Here is a 6,585-nt window from a genome sequence, read left to right as displayed (position 1 = left end):
GGGCTGAGCCGCGCCGCCACCGCCAGCCGCGCACCGCCTATCGGGGGCCGCCCGCCGTCTATGCCTTGCGCAGCCCAGCCCGCGGCATGGACGGCTGGCCTGCGCCGTCCAGCTCCACCGGCTGCTTGCCGCGCCCGATCAGCCACGCGCAGAACGCCGACACCACGCCCGCGAAGAGCACATACAGGCAGATCAGCCACGGCTGCCCGCCGCCGGTCTTGAGCAGGGCGGTGGCAATGATGGGCGTGATGCCGGACGCGAAGATGCCCGAGAACTGATAGACGAACGAGATGCCGGTGTAGCGCACCTTGGCGTCGAAAAGCTCGCAGAACAGCGCGGCCTCCGGTCCGTAGATGGCGGCATACAGGATCCCGAACGGAATGATGATGGCCAGCCAGATCAGCATCACGTTGCCGCCGCTGTTGATCATCATCCAGAAGCCCGGGAACGACGCCGCGGCGGTGATGAGCGATCCCCAGAAGTACACGCGCGTGCGGCCGATGCGGTCGGACAGGCGGCCGAAGAAGGGGATGAAGAAGCACATCACCAGCGCCGCCGCCATCACCCCGATCAGCGCTTCGGTCCGCGTGATCTTGACCGACTGCGTCAGGAATGAGATCGAGAACACGCCAAAGACGTTGAAGAACACGCCGTCGATGTAGCGCGCGCCCATGCCCTTGACGACGTTGCCGGGATAGCGCCGCATCATGTCCATGAACGGGATGCGGCTTTCGGCGTTCTGCGCCTTGACCGCCGTGAACTCCGGCGTTTCCTTGATGTTGAGCCGGATGTACATGCCCACGGCCACCATGGCGGCGGACGCCAGGAAGGCGATGCGCCATCCCCACGCCATGAACTGCTCGTCGGTCAGCAGGACGGACAGCAGCGCCACCGTGCCGGAGGCCAGGCACAGCCCGATCGCCAGCCCGATCTGCGGCAACGACGCGTAAAAGCCTTTTTTCTCCGGTGGCGCGTACTCATACGCCATGAGCACCGCGCCGCCCCATTCGCCGCCCAGCCCGATGCCCTGGAACACGCGCAGGAGAAGCAGCAGGATCGGCGCCCAGATGCCGATCATGTCGTACGTGGGCACCAGACCGATCAGGAAGGTGGCGATGCCCATGATCATCAGCGTCATCACCAGCATGCTCTTTCTGCCGATGCGGTCGCCGAAGTGGCCGAAGATCAGGCCACCCAGCGGGCGCGTGACGAAGCCGACGGCGAACGTCGTGTACGCCAGCATGGTCGAGACCAGCGGGTCCCCGGTGGGAAAGTACAGCTTGTTGAATACGATGCCGGCGACGACGCCATACAGGAAAAAGTCGTACCACTCGATGGTGGCGCCGATCAGCGAGGCGGTGACGACTTTGCGCACCGCCGCTTCGTTTTGCTTGGCCATGTCCAGTCTCCTTTGGTGGGTCGGCCTGGCAATCTGCGCTGCCGCGGCCGGGTCTGTCTGCGATATGGGTTTTCTAGCCGGGGTCCGTCATCTCCATCCGGGCGGGCGTGTGCAGGACTTGCGCGCGCGCCTGCCGCACGTCCTGCAGCATGAAGTCCGCCGCGCGTTCGGCCAGCATCACGACCGGCGCGTTGGTATTGCCCGAGACCAGCGTGGGCATGATCGAGCAGTCCACCACCCGCAGCGCTGACACGCCGTGCACGCGCAGGCGCTCGTCCACCACGGCCAGCGGATCGCTGCGCGGTCCCATCTTCGCCGTGCCTGACGGATGGAAGATGGTGGCGCCATACTCGCGGCAGAAGTGCAGGATCTCATCGTCCGTGCGCACGTCAGCGCCGGGGCGGAACTCACGTTTCATCAGGCCGGCCAGCGGCTCGGTCGCGGCAACCTGTCGCGCATACCGCACGGCGGCCACCGCCATGTGTCGGTCCAGGTCCGTCGACAGGTAATTGGGCTGCATGGACGGCGCCTCGAACGGGTCCGTGCTGCGCAGGCGCACCCGGCCGCGCGAGGTCGGGCGCAACTGGCACACCGAATAGGTGCAGCCGGAAAACGGATGCACCTTGCCGCCCGCCATGTCGGCGGACAGGGTCGCGAAATGGAACTGGGTGTCGGGCGTGCGGCTGGCCGGATCGACGCGGCAGAACAGGCCGCCCTGATTGATGCCCACGGCCAGCGGACCGCTGCGCAGCAGCAGCCATTGCAGCCCCATGCGCAGCCGGCCGGTCAGGCTGCGCAACTGGTCGTTGGTGGTGATGGGTCGGGTGGTCTCGTAGATCAGCCGGATCTGAAGATGATCCTGCAGGTTTTCGCCCACGCCCGGGAGATCGCGCACGACGCCGATGCCGAACTCGCGCAGCAGGCTGGCCGGGCCCACACCCGACAGCTGAAGCAGCTGCGGCGATTGCAGGGAGCCCGCGCACAGCACGACTTCGCGCCGGGCGCGCAGCGTGCGGACCTGGCCGCCTTGCCGGAAACGCACGCCGCAGGCGCGGCTGCCTTCGAACAGCACGGCCATCGCGTGCGCATCGGTCTCGATGCGCAGGTTGGGGCGGTCCTGCGCGGGGCGCAGGTAAGCCACGGCCGTGGAGCAGCGGCGGCCATTGCGCGTGGTCAGCTGGTAATAGCCCACGCCCTCCTGGTCGCCGCTATTGAAGTCGCGCACGTGCGGCACGCCCAGCTTGCCTGCGGCGGCGATCAGCGCTTCCACCAGCGGATGCGGCGTCTTGATGGACGTGGCGTTCAGCGGGCCTTGCGTCCCACGGGTCGGGCCGGATCCCAGGTCGTTGTTTTCCAGCTTGCGGAACCACGGCAGGCAGTCATCCCAACCCCAGCCCCCGTTGCCGGCCGCCGCCCACGCGTCGTAGTCTTCGCGCTGGCCGCGGATGTAGATGAGGCCGTTGATGGCGCTGGAGCCGCCCAGCGTGCGGCCGCGCGGCCAGTAGATGCGCCGGTCCAGCATGTTGGGATCCGGGTCCGTGTAGAAGCCCCAGTTCACCACCTTGTGGAACATCGTCTTGCCGTAGCCGATGGGAATGTGGATCCACGGATAGGTGTCCTTGGGACCGGCCTCCAGCAGGCACACCGCGTGCGCGCCGTCCGCACTCAACCGGTTCGCCATCACGCATCCGGCCGAGCCGGCGCCCACCACGATGTAATCGACGGTATCGGACATATCCGCGTGGTCTCCCTTATATTGTTCGGCAGGTCCGACCGGCTCGCTCTCCGCAATGCGGACCAGGCCGGCATCTGAGGCGATTCTAGGAAGCGCGCACACAGAACAAAGCACAACACGCGCTGGGGCAGACAAATGGAACAGAACATGCAGCGTCGGTTTCAAAATCGCAGTGCAGCATCGGAACAGGCGGCCGGCGGCCGGTCCGATGACCCCGGCGGGCAACAGGAAGCCGCCCGTTCGCTGCGCGCATTGCTGGTGCTGGATCACCTGGCCCGCGCGCAGCATCCGCCCACGCTCGCGCAACTGGCGCAGCGGCTCGACATGCCCAAGACCACGCTGATGCGCCTCTTGGCGGCCATGCAGCGCGCGGGCTTTGTGGCCGCTACCCCGACCGAAAACGGCTTCGTGACGGGGCCGCAGGCGACATCGCTGGCGCTGGCCACGCTGCGCGCCAGCGCCTTCACGCGCGCATGCCGCGCGGTCTTGACCAAGCTGGTGGGCACGTTGGGCGAAACGTGCAACCTGACCGCGCCGGACGGCGACCAGGTGGTCTACATGGAGCGCGTCGAGACGTCCGAGCCCCTACGCCTGTTTTTTGCCGTGGGCAGCCACGTGCCCATGCACTGCACGGCCAGCGGCAAGCTGTTTCTGGCGTCGATGAATCGCCTGGAGCGCAGCCACGTGCTGGCGCGCTTGCCGCTCACGCGCAATACGCCGCGCACGTTTACCGACCCGGCCAAGCTGGATGCCGAGCTGGAGCGGCTGGCCGTGCGCGGCATCGGCATCGACAACGAGGAGTTCGTGCGCGGCATGAGCGCGGTGGCGGTGCCGGTGCGCGATGGTGAGGACCGCGTAGTGGCGGCGGTGGCCTGCCATGCGCCGACCGCGCGGGTGATGCTGGACGATCTGTTGCGCGCGGTGCCGGTGCTGCAAGGCGCCGCGCAGTCGCTGCACGACGTGCTGGCGGCGCACCGGCCAGGCGGTTAGGAAGGGGGCGGGGCGCTCAGTGGCTCATGCGGCCGCCGCTTACCATCCACCGCGTGCCATACCGGTCGACCAGCGCGCCGTAGGCTTCGGCCCAGAAGGTCTTTTGCAGCGGCATCGTGACGCTGCCGCCTTCGGCCAGGTGCTCGAACACGCGATGCGCATCCGACACCGTGGGATACACCAGCGCCAGCGCCACCCCGCGGTTGCCGGGGTAGGGATGGCCGGCGGTGGCGTCGCTGCCCAGCAAGGTCTGTTCGTCCAGCGTCAGGCGGGCGTACATGATGCGCCCGGCGTCTTCGTCCGACAGCACCGGCATGGCGGCATCGGGCGGCGCATCGGCGTAGCGGACCAGCGCGTCAAGGCGGCCGCCCAGCACGCGTTCGTAAAAGCGCATGGCCTCGGCGCAATTGCCGTCAAAACTGAGATACGCGGATAACTGGGGCATGATGGCTCCGTGCTTGGCCGGGGGCGGGGTGGAGTTGGGGGGCGTTGCGTCCGCATGGGCAAGGCGGGCGGGGCAGGCCTATGATGGGAGTCTGATCCGATTACGGCCGGGAGACAATCCATGCAACTAGGAAGCTGCCACTGCGGACAGATCGCCTATGAAGTCGATGGCGATGTGTCTCAGGTGCTGGAATGCAACTGCTCGCATTGCAGCCGCAAGGGCTATTTGCTGTGGTTCGTGCCGCGCGCCGCCCTGCGCATCACGTCGTCCACGCAAGCCATGTCGACATACACCTTCAACAAGCACGTGATCTCGCACCATTTCTGCGCCAACTGCGGCTGTGCGCCCTTCGGGTTCGGGGTCGGGGCAGAAGGCAAGGAGACGGCGGCGGTCAACGTACGTTGCCTGGAGAACGTGGACGTCAATGGGCTGACCCGCATTCCGTACGACGGCCGCAACACTTGAGCGGCCGGCTGCGTTCCTGGATGGGTCAAAAGGGGGCCGCCGCGACGCGCTGGTCCGATGTGTTTTTTCACGATGGAGAGGGGCAATGAGCACGGTAAGGCTGCTGAGCGATGACGAGATCCGCAGAAGTCCCGAGGCATGGGCGGTGTTCGAGGACATCCGCGCCACGCGCAAATCGGACTTCGTCAACAACTTCTGGCGGGCGCTGGCCAACGATCCCTCGCGGATGCGCAGCGTCTGGGAGCAGCTCAAGACGGTGATGATGGCCGAGGGCGAGCTCTCGCCGCTGGTGCGCGAGATGATCTACATCGCGGTGTCCACCGCCAACGGCTGCTCGTATTGCGTCCATTCCCACACGGCCTCGGCCCGGGCCAAGGGCATGACCGATGGCCAGCACGCCGAGCTGCTGGCCGTGATGGCGATGGCGTCGCAGACGAATGCGTTGGCGACGGCGCTGCAGGTGCCGGTGGACGATGCCTTCGACGTGAAATGAACAGGAGGCGGCCATGTCGCTGATTCCCTTGTTTCCGCTGTCCAACGCGCTGTTTCCCGCGGGCGTGGTGCATCTGCGCATCTTCGAAGTCCGCTATTTGGACATGATCCGGCGCAGCATCGCCGAAAACACCGAGTTCGGCATCGTGGGCCTGTTGGCCGGCAGCGAGGTCCGCTCGCCCGAGGGTGTAGAGACGCTGTCGCCCGTGGGCACCATGGCGCGGGTCGAATCCTGGGAGGCGCCCATGCCGGCCTTGCTGGAAATCCGGTGCCGGGGCACCTCGCGCTTTCGGCTGCGGTCCAGCGAGGTGGCAAAATACGGCCTTTGGATGGGCGAAGCCGAGCCCATTCCCGACGATCCGCCCACGCCCGTGCCCGCGGCCATGCAGGCCAGCGCCGATGCGCTGGGCCGCCTGGTGGCGCAGTGGCAGCAGGATGGCGTGCCCGCCGAGAGAATGCCGCTGGCGCCGCCATTCCGCCTGGATGATTGCGGCTGGGTGGCAAACCGCTGGTGCGAACTCTTGCCGTTACCCCCGGACGACAAGGCGACCCTGCTGGCCCTGACCGACCCGGTGGCGCGCCTGGCGGCCATCCAGGACGTGCTGCGCGGACAGGGGCTGGCGTAGGGCGCCGCCCGACTTTATTTGGACACCATGGAAATCAGAGTAGACGAAGGCCTGCGTGCCTATATAGACCCGCTGACCGAGGACGAACACGCCGCGCTGGAACGCAGCCTGCTGGCTGAGGGGTGCCGCGACGCCCTGGTCCTGTGGGGCGACCTGCTGATCGACGGGCACAACCGTTACGCCATCTGCGTCAAGCACAACATCCCGTTCCAGACGATTCAGCACCCGCACTTCAAATCCATGGACGACGTGCATCTGTGGATGATCGAAAACCATCTGGGCCGGCGCAGCGTGTCGGACTTCCAGCGCGGGGTGCTGGCGCTTCGCAAGAAGGAGATTCTGCTGGCGCGCACCGGCCCGGAAGCGGGCGCTGCGGCCGAAGGCGGGGCCGTCGGCAGCGGGCAAGGTTCGCCGCTCGACGGCGCGCCGGCCG

7 protein-coding genes and 1 pseudogene are annotated in these 6,585 nt (G+C 67.1%); 5 read left to right on the top strand and 3 right to left on the bottom strand.

Annotated features, from left to right (window positions below; genetic code table 11):
• Nucleotides 1-58 precede the first annotated feature (58 nt).
• The gene (locus B3446_RS18465; protein ID WP_175121799.1) at nucleotides 59-1,399 is read right to left on the bottom strand and encodes an MFS transporter; all 1,341 of its coding nucleotides are present in this window, start codon (nucleotides 1,397-1,399) and stop codon (nucleotides 59-61) included.
• A 73-nt stretch (nucleotides 1,400-1,472) separates the two neighbouring features.
• Nucleotides 1,473-3,134 (bottom strand): GMC family oxidoreductase, encoded by a 1,662-nt coding sequence (locus tag B3446_RS18460; protein ID WP_291383874.1) that lies wholly within the window; start codon nucleotides 3,132-3,134, stop codon nucleotides 1,473-1,475.
• Between the two features lie 135 nt (nucleotides 3,135-3,269).
• On the opposite strand from B3446_RS18460, the gene B3446_RS18455 reads away from it, so the two are divergent.
• Complete coding sequence (locus B3446_RS18455) at nucleotides 3,270-4,124, top strand: IclR family transcriptional regulator (protein ID WP_191579125.1); 855 nt, start codon at nucleotides 3,270-3,272, stop codon at nucleotides 4,122-4,124.
• A 16-nt stretch (nucleotides 4,125-4,140) separates the two neighbouring features.
• Here the strand turns inward: B3446_RS18455 and B3446_RS18450 are convergent, their stop codons facing one another.
• Nucleotides 4,141-4,569, bottom strand: a complete 429-nt coding sequence (locus tag B3446_RS18450; RefSeq protein WP_175121796.1) for a VOC family protein — start codon at nucleotides 4,567-4,569, stop codon at nucleotides 4,141-4,143.
• Between the two features lie 120 nt (nucleotides 4,570-4,689).
• Between B3446_RS18450 and B3446_RS18445 the strand changes: the two genes are divergently transcribed.
• From B3446_RS18445 to B3446_RS18430, 4 genes and pseudogenes are all read left to right on the top strand, one after another.
• Nucleotides 4,690-5,034, top strand: coding sequence for a GFA family protein (locus tag B3446_RS18445; protein ID WP_191579464.1), 345 nt, complete (start codon nucleotides 4,690-4,692; stop codon nucleotides 5,032-5,034).
• 85 nt (nucleotides 5,035-5,119) lie between these two features.
• Nucleotides 5,120-5,527, top strand: a complete 408-nt coding sequence (locus B3446_RS18440; RefSeq protein WP_291383873.1) for a carboxymuconolactone decarboxylase family protein — start codon at nucleotides 5,120-5,122, stop codon at nucleotides 5,525-5,527.
• Nucleotides 5,528-5,540: 13 nt separating this feature from the next.
• Nucleotides 5,541-6,152: an LON peptidase substrate-binding domain-containing protein gene (locus B3446_RS18435; protein ID WP_191579466.1), complete on the top strand. Its 612-nt coding sequence runs from the start codon at nucleotides 5,541-5,543 to the stop codon at nucleotides 6,150-6,152.
• A gap of 27 nt (nucleotides 6,153-6,179) precedes the next feature.
• A pseudogene (locus B3446_RS18430) lies at nucleotides 6,180-6,585 on the top strand (hypothetical protein); the annotation flags it as partial.

It is taken from the genome of Achromobacter sp. UBA5777, assembly GCF_002418565.1.
In the GTDB taxonomy this organism is placed as follows: Bacteria; Pseudomonadota; Gammaproteobacteria; order Burkholderiales; family Burkholderiaceae_B; genus Achromobacter; species Achromobacter animicus.
Note: the sequence above shows the minus strand (reverse complement) of the source record. Positions and strands in the feature narration are given on the sequence as shown.

Coding starts and splice junctions, on each gene's coding strand:
- B3446_RS18465 (WP_175121799.1), bottom strand. CDS start 1,399: ATGGCCAAGCAAAACGAAGCGGCGGTGCGCAAAGTCGTCACCGCCTCG.
- B3446_RS18460 (WP_291383874.1), bottom strand. CDS start 3,134: ATGTCCGATACCGTCGATTACATCGTGGTGGGCGCCGGCTCGGCCGGA.
- B3446_RS18455 (WP_191579125.1), top strand. CDS start 3,270: ATGGAACAGAACATGCAGCGTCGGTTTCAAAATCGCAGTGCAGCATCG.
- B3446_RS18450 (WP_175121796.1), bottom strand. CDS start 4,569: ATGCCCCAGTTATCCGCGTATCTCAGTTTTGACGGCAATTGCGCCGAG.
- B3446_RS18445 (WP_191579464.1), top strand. CDS start 4,690: ATGCAACTAGGAAGCTGCCACTGCGGACAGATCGCCTATGAAGTCGAT.
- B3446_RS18440 (WP_291383873.1), top strand. CDS start 5,120: ATGAGCACGGTAAGGCTGCTGAGCGATGACGAGATCCGCAGAAGTCCC.
- B3446_RS18435 (WP_191579466.1), top strand. CDS start 5,541: ATGTCGCTGATTCCCTTGTTTCCGCTGTCCAACGCGCTGTTTCCCGCG.